This window comes from Streptomyces sp. NPDC046915 (assembly GCF_040644935.1).
Classification (GTDB): domain Bacteria; phylum Actinomycetota; class Actinomycetes; order Streptomycetales; family Streptomycetaceae; genus Streptomyces.
The window spans coordinates 269,585-283,608 of sequence record NZ_JBEYXB010000008.1; the positions used below are offsets into that span (position 1 = coordinate 269,585).

Sequence of the window (14,024 nt, forward strand, 5' to 3'; positions counted from 1 at the left end):
CGCGGCGACCGCCGCGATCGTTCCTGCCGTACGACGACCCACTGCTCTTGCCCCAAACCCTGCTGTTTCGTCATTCAATATGTGAACCCCATAAGGTCTACACCACGTGAGTGGACTAGACCTCTTGCGGGTCCGCGGGCCACACTGTTCCCGTGAGACATGTCATCGCCCTCGACGTCGGCGGTACCGGGATGAAGGCCGCCCTGATCGGGCCGGACGGCGAGCTGCTGCACCAGGACCGCCGGGCGACGGGCCGCGAGCGCGGACCCGACGCGGTGGTCGAGGCCATCCTCGGCTTCGCCGCCGACCTGCGCGCCCGCGGCGAGGAGCGCTTCGGCGAACCCGCCGCCGCGGCCGGCCTCGCCGTGCCCGGAATCGTCGACGAGGACCGCGGGACCGCCGTCTACGCGGCCAACCTCGGCTGGCGCGACGTACCCCTGCGCGATCTGCTCGCCGACCGGCTCGGTATCCCGGTCGCCCTCGGCCACGACGTGCGCACCGGCGGCCTCGCCGAGGGCCGCACCGGCGCGGGCAAGGGCACCGACCGGTTCCTGTTCGTGGCGCTGGGCACCGGGATCGCCGGCGCCATCGGCCTCGACGGCCGGGTGGAGTCGGGCGCGCACGGCTTCGCGGGCGAGATCGGCCACATCGTCGTACGGCCCGGCGGCATCCCCTGCCCGTGCGGACAGCACGGCTGCCTGGAGCGGTACGCGTCCGCGGCGGCGGTGAGCGAGGCCTGGGCCGCGGCCTCCGGCAGCCCGGAAGCGGACGCGGCCGACTGCGCCAAGGCCGTCGTGTCCGGTGACCCGAACGCCGTCCGGGTCTGGCAGGAGGCCGTGGACGCGCTGGCCGACGGCCTGGTCACCGCGCTCACCCTGCTGGACCCGCGCACGCTCATCATCGGTGGCGGGCTCGCCGAGGCCGGGGAAACCTTGTTCACACCGCTCAGGGAGGCCGTCGGGCGGCGCGTCACCTTCCAGAAACTGCCGTCCGTCGTCCCCGCGGCCCTCGGGGACACCGCCGGGTGCCTGGGCGCGGGGCTGCTCGCCCGGGATCTCCTCGAATCAACCGACCCCTCGGAGGTAACCGCCTGATGCCCCCCACCAAGGTTCTCGCCGGCGCTTCTGTGGTGCTGCCCACCGGTACCGTGCCGGACGGGCGGGTGATCGTCGAGGGTACGACGATCACGGCCGGCGCACGCCCGGACGCGGAGGTCGTCGACGTCAGCGGCCACTGGCTGGTCCCCGGCTTCGTCGACCTGCACAACCACGGGGGCGGCGGAGCCTCGTTCTCCGGCTCGGCGGACGACGCCCTGAAAGCCGTCCGCACCCACCGCCGGCACGGCACGACCACGCTGGTCGCCTCCACCGTCACCGGCGAGATGGACTTCCTGGCCCGGCAGGCGGGGCTGCTGAGCGAGCTGGCCGAGCAGGGTGACATCGCCGGCATCCACTTCGAGGGCCCGTTCATCTCGCCGTGCCGCAAGGGCGCGCACTCCGCGGCACTGCTGCGCGACCCGGACCCGGCGGAGGTGCGCAAGCTCGTCGACGCGGCGCGCGGACAGGCGAGGATGGTCACCCTCGCCACCGAACTGCCGGGCGGCATCGACTCCGTACGGCTGCTGGCCGAGCACGGTGTGATCGCGGCGGTCGGGCACACGGACGCGACGTACGAGCAGACGGTCGAGGCGATCGACGCGGGCGCCACGGTCGCCACCCACCTCTTCAACGCGATGCCCGTCCTCGGTCACCGCTCCCCCGGCCCGATCGCCGCCCTGCTCCAGGACGAGCGGGTCACGGTCGAGCTGATCAACGACGGCACGCATCTGCACCCGGCCGCGCTGGAACTGGCGTTCCGTCACGCGGGTGCCGGGCGCGTGGCGTTCATCACGGACGCGATGGACGCGGCCGGCATCGGCGACGGCCGCTACATGCTGGGCCCGCTGGAGGTCGAGGTCCGCGAGGGCGTGGCCCGGCTGGTGGAGGGCGGCTCCATCGCGGGCTCGACGCTGACCCAGGACCGTGCCTTCAAGCGGGCGGTGACGATCGACCGGCTGCCCGTGGAGGACGTGGTCGCCGCGCTGTCCGCCAACCCGGCCCGCCTGCTGGGCCTGGCCGACCGCGTCGGCTCCCTGGAACCCGGCAGATACGCCGACCTGGTGCTGCTGGACGAGGAGTTCGACCTCAAGGGCGTGATGCACCGGGGCGAATGGGTGGTCGATCCCCAACTGGGCTGATCCGTCCCCTGGTCGGGAGGCGGTGGCCGGATCCGCGGTCTGGGCCGGTCGCCGTCTCTTTGGCATGATCTGGCTTCCGGAAACGGAAGAAGACACGTGTCACGCCCGAGGGGAGGCCGGCCCGAGTGATCCTCACGGTCACACTGAACACCGCTCTCGACATCACCTATCGCGTACGGTCCCTGCGGCCGCACGCCTCCCATCGCGTCCAGGAAGTCATCGAACGGCCGGGCGGCAAGGGCGTGAACGTGGCACGGGTGCTCGCGGCCCTCGGGCACGAGGTGACGGCCACCGGGTTCGCGGGCGGCGACACGGGACGGTCCGTGCGGGACCGGCTGGCCGGCACACCGGGCGTGCGGGACGCGCTGGTCGGGGTCGGCGGGGCCACCCGGCGCACCGTCGCCGTCGTCGACGAGCTGACCGGCGACACCACCCAGCTGAACGAGCCCGGCCCGCAGATCACCCCGGCCGAGTGGGCCGCCTTCCAGGAGACGTACGTGCGGCTGCTGGCCTCGGCCTCGGCGGTCGCCCTGTGCGGCAGCCTGCCGCCGGGGGTGCCGGTGGGCGCGTACGCCGGGCTGGTTCGCACCGCCCGAGCCGCCGGCGTCCCCGTCCTGCTGGACACCGACGGGGAGCCGCTGCGGCGCGGGGTGGCGGCCCGCCCGGACCTCGTCAAGCCGAACGCCGGGGAACTGGCCGAACTCACCGGCTCCCACGAGCCGTTGCGCGCCACCCAGGACGCCCGGCGCCGCGGCGCCCACGCGGTCGTCGCCTCCCTCGGCGCCGACGGCCTCCTCGCCCACACCCCGGAGGGCCGCTGGCGCGCCGCCCTACCCGCCCGCGTCCACGGCAACCCCACCGGCGCCGGCGACTCAGCGGTCGCGGGCCTGCTCTCGGGCCTGATCGAGGACCTCCCCTGGCCGGCCCGACTGGCCCGCGCGGTCGCGTTGTCGGCGGCGACCGTGGTGTCGCCCGTGGCGGGGGAGTTCGACCGGGGGGCTTACGAGGAGTTGGTGGGGCGGGTGGCGGTGACGGACGAGACGTGGGCCGCATGAGCGGCCTTGCTTGTCGCCTGCCAGACAGTCCGGCATGGACTGGCCGAAAAGGGATCTTTCCCTACATCTTTCACAGGTGATCCAATGATCACACTATCGCCATACTGACCAGTGGCGAGGGAATCGAATTGGGGACCCTGTGATACGAACAATCCTGCGCACGGCCGCCGTCCCCGGCGCGCTTGCAGCATCGCTCCTCCTCGCCGCCGCCCCTGCATACGCGGCCGTCTCTGGCGCCTACGGCTCATCGGACTGGACACTCCGCGCAGGTACGTCAGCAACTTCAACTGCAGTGCTCAGAGTTCATGCACTTGGCCACGGCTCCCCGGACAAGGTTCCCTGCTGGGTCTCCAATTGCACAGGTGCGGTCAGGGGTGGAGCGTACAAGTGTTCCAGCGGAGACTCGACGCACAACACATGGACACCACTCAAATGGAAGGGCAAGAAGCGGTGGGTCGCAGACCAGTGCGTGGGTTTCGGTCGAATCGCCTGAACTGAACCTGACCGCGGCACCCTGCATGACGTGAAAAGACCCCTCTCGCACCAGGCGGAGGGGTCTCCTTCACACTGCCGTCGCTAGTTGGTGGTGAGCGACAACTGGTCGAGGACGGCGTTGCACTGGTTGCCGTCGTTGCAGGCGAGGGTGAGTGTGTTGGTGCCCTGGTTCAGGGTGACGTTGGCCCACGTGGTCTTCCAGCCCTTTTCCCAGTCACCCGCGGGTGTGTTGCCGTAGTTCTTCATGCTCAGCGGCTGCGTGTTGGCCTTGTCGTTGACCAACAGGGTTGCGTCGGCGTCCGCGCCCGGCACGCCGTAGCGCACGTTCAGGCGGTAGGTGCCGGCCTTCTGGATACCGTCCACGGTCCAGGTGACCTTCGCTCCGACCTGATTGAAGCCGGTCACATAGACGCCGCCGTCGGCCTTGGCGCCCTTGAACTCGGACGCGGTGGTGGTCCCGCCATCCAGGCGCAGCGCCTTCGCGTCGATCTTCGGCAGCTCACCCGAGCTGGAGACCGAGCTGGTGCTGGCCGGGCTGGGCTTGGCACTGTGCGACTGCGTCGGCGCCGTGGACACCTGGCTGCCGGCCTTCTTGTCGTCGTCCCCGTTGCCGTTCATCATGGCCACGCTGATGCCGATGACGACCGCGGCGACCACCGCGACGGCGCCGATCAGCAGGCCCTTGGTGTTCGGGCCGCGGCCCCGGCCGTTACCGCCCCCGCTGCCGGGCATCGGCTGCTGGGTGGTCGGCGCGCCGCCCGGGAGGGTTTCCGGCGCCTGGTAGGCGGCGTTCGGCTGGCCGTAGGCGCCCTGCTGCTGCGGGGCGGTGGCCTGGCCGCCGTACGTGGCCTGCTGGCCGTACTGGCGCTCGCCGACCGCGCGCGTCCTGCTGCTCCTGCTGACCGAGCCCGGGTAGCCGTAACCGCTGGACGGCGGCTGGGCGCCCCTCGCCTGCCCGTCGGCGTACAGATAGCCGAACGGGTCGTCGTCCTCGGGCGTGCTCGGGCCGTTTTCGCCGGGGCTCATCCCTAGGTACTCCTCAACAGGTGCGGGTGGATGCGGTACATGGTGAGAATGGCGAGCCTACCCGCTCCGAGTGGTCCAAACAGGTGACTCCGGTCGCATCGACCCGCTGACCTGGGGGTCACCCGGCCCGTCGGTGCTGTTTGGGACGAGATCGTTTCTCGACGTACATGCGTTCGTCAGCGGATTTCAACACTTCGTCCGCCGTCATTCCACAGTGTGCCCATCCGATGCCGAAGCTCGCGCCCACCCGCACGGCCCGCCCCTCGGCCCGGATCGGCTGGATGATCTCGTTGCGCAGCCGTACGGCGAGGTCCTGGGCGTCGGCCTCGCCGAGCCCGTCGGCGAGGATCACGAACTCGTCGCCGCCGAGCCGGGCCACCGTGTCGCCGTCCCGCACGCCCCTGCTGAGGCGGCGGGCGACCTCGATGAGGACGGCGTCGCCCGCGTTGTGCCCGAACCGGTCGTTGATCGACTTGAAGCCGTCGAGGTCGCAGAAGAGGACCGCGAGCCCCTTGGTGCCGTCGTCCCGCTCGCCTTCGGGGGCGACGGTGTGCTCATGGTGGTCGAAGCCTTCGAACGCCTCCGCGCCCTGCGCGAAGTCGAAGCCGTGGCCGACCGCGTCGAAGGCGGGATGGCCGTAGGCCGCGTCCAGCGACTCCAGCGCGCCGGACTGGGTGGCCCGCTGACAGAGCCGGGCCGACAGGCGGGAACGCAGTTCCGCGGAGTTCGGCAGGCCGGTCAGGGAGTCGTGGGAGGCACGGTGGGCGAGCTGGAGCTCGCGGCGCTTGCGCTCCTCGATGTCCTCGACGTGGGTGAGCAGGAAGCGGGGCCCGTCGGCGGCGTCCGCGACGACGCTGTTGCGCAGGGAGACCCAGACGTACGTGCCGTCGCGGCGGCCGAGGCGGAGCTCCGCGCGTCCGCCCTCCGCCGAGGTCCGCAGCAGGGTGCCTATGTCCTCGGGGTGGACGAGGTCGGAGAAGGAGTAGCGGCGCATCGCGGAGGCGGGGCGGCCCAGCAGGCGGCACAGGGCGTCGTTGGTGCGCAGGATCCGGCCGTGCTCGTCGCCGCCCATCTCGGCGATGGCCATGCCGGAGGGGGCGTACTCGAAGGCCTGCCTGAAGCTTTCCTCACTGGCGCGCAGGGCCTGCTGGTCGCGCTCCAGGCGGACCAGGGCGCGCTGCATATTCGCACGTAGACGCGCGTTGCTGATGGCGATGGCGGCCTGGAACGCGTACATCTGGAGCGCCTCGCGCCCCCACGCGCCGGGGTGGCGGCCGTTGCGCGGCCGGTCCACGGAGATCACGCCGAGCAGTTCGCCGCAGGAGCCGCCCGGCCCGCCGGGCGTGTACATGGGCGCGAAGAGCCGGTCGGAGGGGTGCCACTCGTCCTCGAAGCGCGGGGCGGGGCCGTCCGTGAACCACTGGGGGACGTCGTCGTCGTCCAGCACCCAGCCCTCGGTGTGCGGTATGAAACGCAGGTCGCCCCAGGCCTCGCCCATGCCCAGACGGCGCTCCCAGGAGGCGCGGGAGCCGACGCGGCCGGTGATGAGGGCCTCGGCGGCGGAGTTGCCTGCGAAGGCGGCGACCACGAGGTCGCCGTCGGGGCGCACGAGGTTCACGGCCGCCATCTCGTACCCGAGGGCGTTGACGGCGCCGTCCGCGACGGTCTGCAGTGTGTCCGCCAGGCTGCGTGCCGTGTTCATGTCGGCCATGACCTGGTGCAGCTGTCGCAGGGACGCAAGGCGGACGTACGGCTCCGACTCGGTCTCCATGCTCGCCCTCCCCCCGAGACCTCGCAGCGAATCAGGGTTGTCTTCGGCGGTCGTCTCCCGCGTTTCTTTTCGGTGAGGCCCTTGCGGCTCTTGGTAGCTTCCCCGCCACTGAATCACAGCGCGCTGCCCACTCGGTACACAGGGTCAACAATTCCTGCCCCTTGTGACTCAAGTCACAGGGGAACGTGAACAATTGAGTGGAGTTTCTGTATTTTCCCTGTGCGTTAACTGAACGCAAGCTTTGCGGGTGTGTGGACATGATGCACGAAGAGATCCACCGCGTAAGTACGCCGCAGGCCGGCGCGGGTCCTAGGACCTTCTCCCGGGACCCGGTCGGGCGGAGGCCCGATGCGATCCGCCCGGAGCGGAGATTAGCGTTTCCGGTGTGCCGAACACTCCCCCTGCCCCCTCCCTCCCCCTCGCCCCCACCGCCTCCGGGCATGCTGAGGGGGTGAGCAACGACGAGTTCCGGGCCGCGATGTCCCGGCTGGCCGCGGGCGTGGTCCTGGTGACCGCGCAGGAACCGCCGATCGACCCGGACGACCCCGGAGCGCCGGCCGGCGAGGACGCCGGCATGACCGCCACCGCCTTCATGTCGGTCTCCCTCGACCCGCCGCTGGTCCTGGTCAGCCTGCGGGAGGGCTCGCGCATGGACGACCTGCTCGCCGAGCAGCCGCTGTGGGCCGTGTCCGTCCTCGCCGACCATCAGCGCCAGGCCGCCGGCCGCTTCGCCATGAAGGGCCGCATCAGCGACCGCCTCCTCTTCGCGGACCTCCCCGTCACCCGCGGAGAGGTCACCGGCGCGCCCCTGGTCGACGGCGCGCTGGCGACCCTGGAGTGCCGCACCGAACAGCGGGTGACGGCCGGCGACCACACACTGGTGATCGGCCGGGTCCTGACCGCCCGGGCACCCGGCGCGACGGGCGGGCCGCTGCTGTATTTCCGGGGCCGGTACGGGCACTTGGCATAATCGCTGCCGGGAATTCCGTCGCCGCATTGTGAACTCCCGGCCTACGGTGCGGACATGACGCCCCGTCTGGAAGAAGTCACTCCCCGGAATTTCGAGACCGCCGTCGCTATTCGCGTCCGCGCCGACCAGGAACACGCGGTCTCCCCGGTGATGCGGTCACTGGCCGAGGCGTACGTCCATCGTCCGGCGGCCGGGTTGAGCGGGGAGGGATTTCAAGGCCCCGCCCTCAGGGGGGCACCCCCCGGACAGGCTGCGTGTGGCGCCGGGCGCGTCAGCCCCAGTCCCGGGCCGACCTGCCGCGCTTGGTCTCCGACCGCTGCTTCTTCTCCCGGAGCCGGCGCTCGTTGATGCCGCGCGGTATGCGGGTCGGCTTGCGGGGCTTGGGTGGGGGCGCGGTGGCCTCGGCGAGCAGCGCCGCGAGGCGTACGGCGGCGGTTTCGCGGTTGCGCCACTGGGAGCGGTGCTCGGAGGCACGGACGGTGACGACCCCGTCCACCAGCCGCCCGCTCAGCCGGGCCAGCGCCCGCTCCTTCCACACCGGTGGGAACGCCTCGGTCCTCGCCAGGTCGAAGCGCAGCTCCACCTGCGAGTCACTGGTGTTGACGTGCTGCCCGCCCGGTCCCGAGGACCGCGAGAAACGCCACATGAGCTCGGCCTCGGGCAGCGAGACGGAGCCGCGGACGATGTAGGGACCGGACATGCCGTCCATGGTCCCGTCTCCGCCCCTCCGCGTCACCCGGATTTCGCGTTGGTAAAAAAGGTAAAGGCATCCGGAACCATAGGGACCCCCCTTGGCGTTGTCCGGGGTGACGGTAGCTTCGTCCCCAGTGCGAAGCCCGTACTGACATAACGAGGGAAGGGACTCCCAAACCATGGCTGTAAGCCTGTCCAAGGGCGGCAACGTCTCGCTCAGCAAGGAAGCTCCGGGCCTGACCGCCGTCACCGTGGGCCTCGGCTGGGACGTCCGCACCACCACCGGCACGGACTTCGACCTCGACGCCTCCGCGATCGCGGTCAACACGCAGGGCAAGGTCTACTCCGACGCCCACTTCGTCTTCTTCAACAACAAGCAGACCCCGGACAACACCATCGTCCACACCGGCGACAACCGCACCGGCGAGGGCGCCGGCGACGACGAGGCGATCAACGTCAACCTCGCCGCCCTCCCGGCCGACATCGACAAGATCGTCTTCCCGGTCTCCATCTACGACGCCGAGAACCGCGGCCAGAACTTCGGCCAGGTCCGCAACGCCTACATCCGCATCCTCAACCAGGCGGGCGGCGCCGAGATCGCCCGCTACGACCTCTCCGAGGACGCCGCCACCGAGACGGCCATGGTCTTCGGCGAGCTCTACCGCAACGGCGCCGAGTGGAAGTTCCGCGCCGTCGGCCAGGGCTACGCCTCGGGCCTGGTGGGCATCGCGCAGGACTTCGGCGTCAACGTCTGAGCAGCACCCGCTCCTTGACGGAGCCCCCGGTCGCGACTGCCCGGCGACCGGGGCTCCGCCGTACCCCGCGATAGGTTTCCCGTCGTGATCCTGGAGCCCCTTCCCCCCGGACAGGACATCCCCGCGCCCGTCCTCACCGAACTCACCGCCCTCTACGTCTCCAACCGCGAGTTCTTCGCGCTCAGCGGTGACTTCCCGGACCCGGACGACATCCGGCCGGAGCAGGTGGCGGCCGCGCTGGCGGAGGATCTCGCCCACCCGGACGCGCAGGTGCTGCTGGCCCGCAGCCAGGGACGGCTGGTCGGGGTCGCCGCCACGCTCGCCCGCCACCCGGACCCGGCCGACCCGGACCCGTGGATCGGGCTGCTGCTGGTGGACGCCGGCGAGCACGGCCGGGGATTCGGGCGGCGCATGGCTCAGCTGATCGAGGGCCGCTTCCGGCAGGCCGGCCGGGACGCCGTGCGGCTCGCCGTCCTCGAGAACAACCCCAAGGGCCTCGCCTTCTGGACGGCCCTCGGCTACGGGATCGTCGACCACCGGCCGGACCTGGCGCTGGGCCGCCCCTGCGCGGTCCTGCGCAAGGTGCTGCGCACCCCGCGCAACGCGGCCCGTATCGCCGTGGTCGACCCGGAGGGCTCGGTCTTCCTCTTCCGGTACGACAACCCCGAGGTGGGCCTCCACTGGGCCCTCCCCGGCGGCGGCCTCGAAGCCGACGAGACCCCGCGCGAGGGCGCCCTGCGGGAAGTGCGCGAGGAGACCGGCTGGAGCGACCTGGAACCCGGGCCGCTGCTGTGCACCTGGGAGCACGACTTCTCACGATTCGACATCGCGGTCCGCCAGCACGAGCACATCTACGTCACCCGCGGCCCGCGCCGGGAGCCGACCGGCGCCCAGCTGGCCGCCGAGCACGCCCGGGACGGGATCCTGGCCTGGCGCTGGTGGAGCAGACGGGAGCTCGCCGAGGAGGCGGAGCCGGTGTGGCCGCCTGGCCTGGCCCGGATGCTGGACGAGTGGGAAGCCTGACGCAGACACGGCACGCCGGTGTCCGTCACGGATGCGCCGGCTTGCCCTTCCCGTACAGCCAGTCGGACCAGATCTTGTCGAAGTCCTCGTCCGGGGCCTGCTTCTCGACATAGGCCGTGAAGTCGGCGGTGTCCGCGCCCGCGTGCCGGTGGGTGGCGGCCCAGCCCTGGATGATGTCGTAGAAGGTGTCGTCGCCGACCTTCTGGCGGATCTTGTGCAGGACCATCGCGCCGCGCTGGTAGACGGGCGGGTCGGAGATGTGCGCGGCGCTGCTCGGTTTCGCCGGCGGGAAGGCCCAGATCGCGTCGGGGTCGCCGACGTCGTCGGAGGTGCCGTCGTACAGCTTGGTGAAGGTCCGCTGCGCCGAGTCGCCGCCGTGGTCCTCCCGCCACAGCCACTCCGCGTACGTCGCGAAGGCCTCGTTGAGCCACATGTCCTGCCAGCTCTTGGGGGTGACGGAGTCGCCGTACCACTGGTGGGCGAGCTCGTGGACGAGGGTCTCGGTGTCCGGGGCGCCGTTGAAGACCGGGCGGGTCTGGGTCTCCAGGGCGTAGCCCGCGTCCTCGGGGCGGTCGACGATCGCACCAGTGGTGGAGAAGGGGTACGGGCCGAAGTTGAGCTCCTCCCACTCCATGATCTCGGGGATCTTCGCCAGTACCGTCCGGCTCGCCCGCTCCTGCTTCGGGTCGACGGCCACGTACACGGGCAGGCCGTCCCCGATGGTCGTGCGTTTGACCGTGTAGTGGCCGATCGCGACCGTGGCCAGGTAGCTCGCCATCGGTTCGGCCGCGTGCCAGGCGAAGGACGTACGGCCGCCGGTGGTGGACTCGTGCGCCAACTGCCCGTTGGACACGGCCTGAAGGCCCTTGGGGACGGTGACCGTGATGTCGTACGACGCCTTGTCGGAGGGGTGGTGGTTGCCGGGGAACCAGGTCATGGAACCGGTGGGTTCGCCGAGGGCGAGCGCCCCGTCCGCGGTGCGCAGCCAACCCTCCTTCGAGCCGTCGGGGTCGGTGATCTGCTCCGGGGTGCCGGAGTAGCGCACGGTGACGCCGAACGTCTCCCCCTTGTCCAGATCGTCGTGCGGGCGGACGGTCAGCTCCTGGCCGGCCCGGTTGAAGCGGGCGTCCCGGCCCTCGACGGTGACCTTCTCGACGTCCAGGCCCTTGAGGTCGAGGTCGAAGGCGGACAGGTCCTCGGTGGCGCGGGCGGTGATCACCGCGGTTCCGGTGAGGTGGCGGCGGGCCGGGTCGTAGGAGAGGGTCAGGCCGTAGTGGGTGACGTCGTAGCCGCCGTTGCCCGCCTTCGGGAAGTACGGGTCGCTCACCCCGGAGCCGCCGGGGATGCCGTGCACGCCGCCGTCGCACGCGGTGAGCGGGAGAGCGAGCGCGAGGAACGCGGCGGTGACCGGGACAAGACGCGCGGATCTGGACATGTCAGCGATCCTATGGGCGCTGGGCCCGGTCGGCGGGCGTGCGGCGATCTTCCGCCGGCGTGACACCATCACGTACGTGCTCGACATCGGCTACGCCCTCTCCACCCGCTTCCCCGACCCACCGCAGACCGACTACCGGCGCGCGGACGTCCACGCCCTGCGTCACGACCTGTTCTCCGGTGACGTCTACCTCGCCGACACCAAGTCGGACCGCGAGCTGTCCACAGCCTGGGGATGGGTGCCGGTGCTGGACTTCGCCTGGGCCCTGTGCGACATCGTCGAGCGCCTGGACCGGGACCCGGCGGGCTCCCGCGCCTCCCGCCCCCAGCGGGCGGAACTGGACTTCACCGAGTCCACCGACCGCATGCTGTTCGAGCGCCGCTTCGGCTGGGTGGACATCGCCGCCGACTGGATGCCGGCCGAGGAAGCCCCCCTCTCCTTCTCCCACGCCGAACTCCGCCGCGAGGCCCGCGACTTCCTGCACGACCTGGTCGCCGACCTGACCGACCTCCATGACGACCTGGCGGAGAACCCGGCGATCTGGACGCTTCAAGCCCGCTTTCCCAGGGTGTCGTAGGTCTCACTCCACCCGGATCCCCAGCTCCCCCGCCAGCACCGGCGCCAGCTCCACCAGTTGCCCGGGGCTGATCACCGCCCCCGCCAGCCGCCCCACCCCGCGCGCGATCTCCAGCGAAGCGGCCCCGCGCAGGTCCACGTCCGTGAGGGTCGCCCCGCCCAGGTCGACGCCTCTGAGGACACAGTCGACGAACTCCACCCGCTCCAGGCGGGCTTCACCGAAGTCGGGCTCGACGAGGACGCACCCCTCGAAGACGACGTCTCTCAGCCTGGCCTTGCGGAGATTGAGATAGTCGATCTTGCCGCCACGGATCAGGACACGCTCCAGCACGGCACCGTGCAGCTGCGTACCGCCGAGACGGGCCTCGTGGAGTTCGACGTCACGCAGCGTGCACTCGGCCAGGTCGGTGCCGACACCCCGTATCCCGGACAGGACCGTGTCCAGGAACCGGGCGTGACGCAACCGCGTCTCGTCGACGGCGCATCCCGTCAGCGCGCAGTCCATGAAACGCGCGCCCGCGCCGTCCTGCCCCGCGAAGTCCGCCTCGCGGAACTCCAGCCCGTCGTAGTCCCCGTCCGGCTCCAGCCCGCCGCCGTCCCAGGGCTCCAGCGGCGGCAGCCGAAGCTCCGGACGCCGCGCCGCCTTCGTCCCACCGGCCCCGCCGGTCACCTTCCTCGCCATGCCCCCATGGTGCACCCCGCCACTGACAACCCGTCCGGCCTGCGAAAACGCCGCCCATGTCACATTCCGGCGCCCTGATCAGTCGTATCCGTGGAAGGCAGCGCACCAGCAGCACACCATGTACGGAGGACTCGGCCCATGCACCGCATCACCGTCATCGGCGGCGGCTTCGCCGGACTCACCGCCGCCATCACCGCCGCCGAGGCAGGCGCCAGGGTCACCGTGTACGAGGCGCACCACACCCTCGGTGGCAGGGCCCGCACCGCCGACGCCCCCTACCGGACCAACGAGGGCCCGCACGCCCTCTACAACGGCGGCCCCCACTGGACCTGGCTCAAGCAGCGCGACCTCATCGGCGCCCTCGCCCCCCTCCCACCCCTGGAAACCGCCCGGTTCAGGCTCCGCCACCACGGCGCCCTCCGCCGCACCCCGCCGTTCGCCATGCTCAAGCTGCTGCGCCGCACCTCCCGGCAGGCCCCCGTCGACACCGACTTCCTGAGCTGGGCGACGGACCTCGCGGGCGAGGAAGCCGCCCGCGCCGCCGCCAACTACTCCGCCGTCGCCCTCTTCCACCACGACCCCGGCGCCCTGTCCGCCGCCTTCGTGCAGGAACGCCTGCGCCGGGCCACCAAGTTGCCGCCCGAGGCGCACTACCCGCGCGGCGGCTGGGCGAGCCTCATCGACCGGATGGCCTGCCGGGCCTGGAACCTCGGCGTGCGGATCGAGACCCTCTCCCGCGTCGACACCCTCCCCGGCGACACACCCGTCATCGTCGCCACCTCCCTCCCCGCCGCCCGCCGCCTCCTCCAGGACGACTCGCTGACCTGGCCCAGCGGCCGCACCGTCCTCATCGACCTCGCCCTGCGCACCCGGCGCGGCGACGCCTTCGCCGTGTCCGACCTCGACGCACCCGGCTGGCTCGAACGGTTCACCGCCCAGGACCCCACCCTCGCCCCGGCCGGCGAACAGCTCCTCCAGGGGCAGATCCCCATCGGCCCCGGCCAGTCCCGGGCCGACGGCACCGCCCGCGCCGAACAACTCCTCGACCTCGCCTTCGACGGCTGGCGGGACCGGGTCACCTGGCGGCGGGAGGCCGTGGCGGACGGCCGTACCGGAGCCGTCGACCTGCCCGGCACCAGCTGGCGCGACCGGCCCGCCGTCGACCGCGGGAACGGCGTCTACCTCACGGGCGACCAGGTCGCCGCCCCCGGCGTCCTGTCCGAGGTGGCCTTCAACAGCGCCCTCACCGCCGTCTCACTCGCCCTCGGCCGGACCTCCCTTGACCTCAAGCACGCTTGAGGTTGAAG

13 protein-coding genes and 1 pseudogene are annotated in these 14,024 nt (G+C 71.5%); 9 read left to right on the forward strand and 5 right to left on the reverse strand.

Annotation, left to right across the window (positions count from 1 at the left end):
- Window positions 1-152 precede the first annotated feature (152 nt).
- From ABZ915_RS22465 to ABZ915_RS22475, 3 genes are all read left to right on the forward strand, one after another.
- Window positions 153-1,094, forward strand: a complete 942-nt coding sequence (locus ABZ915_RS22465) for an ROK family protein (protein WP_361805767.1) — start codon at window positions 153-155, stop codon at window positions 1,092-1,094.
- A complete protein-coding gene (nagA, locus tag ABZ915_RS22470) occupies window positions 1,094-2,236 on the forward strand; it encodes an N-acetylglucosamine-6-phosphate deacetylase (protein ID WP_361805770.1) in 1,143 nt (380 codons plus the stop codon). The genes ABZ915_RS22465 and nagA overlap by 1 nt, the downstream gene beginning before the upstream one ends.
- 125 nt (window positions 2,237-2,361) lie before the next feature.
- Entirely contained in the window at window positions 2,362-3,291 is a 930-nt protein-coding gene (locus tag ABZ915_RS22475) for a 1-phosphofructokinase family hexose kinase (protein ID WP_361805773.1), read from the forward strand.
- Between the two features lie 576 nt (window positions 3,292-3,867).
- On the opposite strand, the gene ABZ915_RS22480 is transcribed toward ABZ915_RS22475, so the two are convergent.
- Together ABZ915_RS22480 and cdgB are read right to left on the reverse strand one after the other, a co-directional pair.
- Window positions 3,868-4,812, reverse strand: a complete 945-nt coding sequence (locus tag ABZ915_RS22480) for a CBM35 domain-containing protein (protein ID WP_361805776.1) — start codon at window positions 4,810-4,812, stop codon at window positions 3,868-3,870.
- Between the two features lie 118 nt (window positions 4,813-4,930).
- Entirely contained in the window at window positions 4,931-6,583 is a 1,653-nt protein-coding gene (gene cdgB, locus ABZ915_RS22485; RefSeq protein WP_361805779.1) for a diguanylate cyclase CdgB, read from the reverse strand.
- A gap of 385 nt (window positions 6,584-6,968) precedes the next feature.
- Here cdgB and ABZ915_RS22490 point away from each other — a divergent pair, with 385 nt between their 5' ends.
- Entirely contained in the window at window positions 6,969-7,553 is a 585-nt protein-coding gene (locus tag ABZ915_RS22490) for a flavin reductase family protein (protein ID WP_361805782.1), read from the forward strand.
- Between the two features lie 54 nt (window positions 7,554-7,607).
- Window positions 7,608-7,733 (forward strand): annotated as a pseudogene (locus ABZ915_RS22495) (GNAT family N-acetyltransferase); the annotation flags it as partial.
- 91 nt (window positions 7,734-7,824) lie between these two features.
- Here the strand turns inward: ABZ915_RS22495 and arfB are convergent.
- Entirely contained in the window at window positions 7,825-8,262 is a 438-nt protein-coding gene (arfB, locus tag ABZ915_RS22500; RefSeq protein WP_361805785.1) for an alternative ribosome rescue aminoacyl-tRNA hydrolase ArfB, read from the reverse strand.
- A gap of 163 nt (window positions 8,263-8,425) precedes the next feature.
- On the opposite strand from arfB, the gene ABZ915_RS22505 reads away from it, so the two are divergent.
- Together ABZ915_RS22505 and ABZ915_RS22510 are read left to right on the forward strand one after the other, a co-directional pair.
- Window positions 8,426-9,001: a TerD family protein gene (locus ABZ915_RS22505; RefSeq protein WP_361805788.1), complete on the forward strand. Its 576-nt coding sequence runs from the start codon at window positions 8,426-8,428 to the stop codon at window positions 8,999-9,001.
- 84 nt (window positions 9,002-9,085) lie between these two features.
- On the forward strand, window positions 9,086-10,024 hold the full coding sequence (locus tag ABZ915_RS22510) for a bifunctional GNAT family N-acetyltransferase/NUDIX hydrolase (protein ID WP_361805791.1): 939 nt from the start codon (window positions 9,086-9,088) through the stop codon (window positions 10,022-10,024).
- Between the two features lie 25 nt (window positions 10,025-10,049).
- On the opposite strand, the gene ABZ915_RS22515 is transcribed toward ABZ915_RS22510, so the two are convergent.
- Window positions 10,050-11,459, reverse strand: coding sequence for a M1 family metallopeptidase (locus ABZ915_RS22515; protein ID WP_361805794.1), 1,410 nt, complete (start codon window positions 11,457-11,459; stop codon window positions 10,050-10,052).
- A gap of 76 nt (window positions 11,460-11,535) precedes the next feature.
- Here ABZ915_RS22515 and ABZ915_RS22520 point away from each other — a divergent pair, with 76 nt between their 5' ends.
- Window positions 11,536-12,036 (forward strand): hypothetical protein, encoded by a 501-nt coding sequence (locus tag ABZ915_RS22520; RefSeq protein WP_361806305.1) that lies wholly within the window; start codon window positions 11,536-11,538, stop codon window positions 12,034-12,036.
- A gap of 3 nt (window positions 12,037-12,039) precedes the next feature.
- On the opposite strand, the gene ABZ915_RS22525 is transcribed toward ABZ915_RS22520, so the two are convergent.
- Window positions 12,040-12,717 (reverse strand): pentapeptide repeat-containing protein, encoded by a 678-nt coding sequence (locus ABZ915_RS22525; RefSeq protein ID WP_361805797.1) that lies wholly within the window; start codon window positions 12,715-12,717, stop codon window positions 12,040-12,042.
- A 138-nt stretch (window positions 12,718-12,855) separates the two neighbouring features.
- Here ABZ915_RS22525 and ABZ915_RS22530 point away from each other — a divergent pair, with 138 nt between their 5' ends.
- Window positions 12,856-14,016: an FAD-dependent oxidoreductase gene (locus ABZ915_RS22530; protein WP_361805800.1), complete on the forward strand. Its 1,161-nt coding sequence runs from the start codon at window positions 12,856-12,858 to the stop codon at window positions 14,014-14,016.
- Window positions 14,017-14,024: the final 8 nt, after the last annotated feature.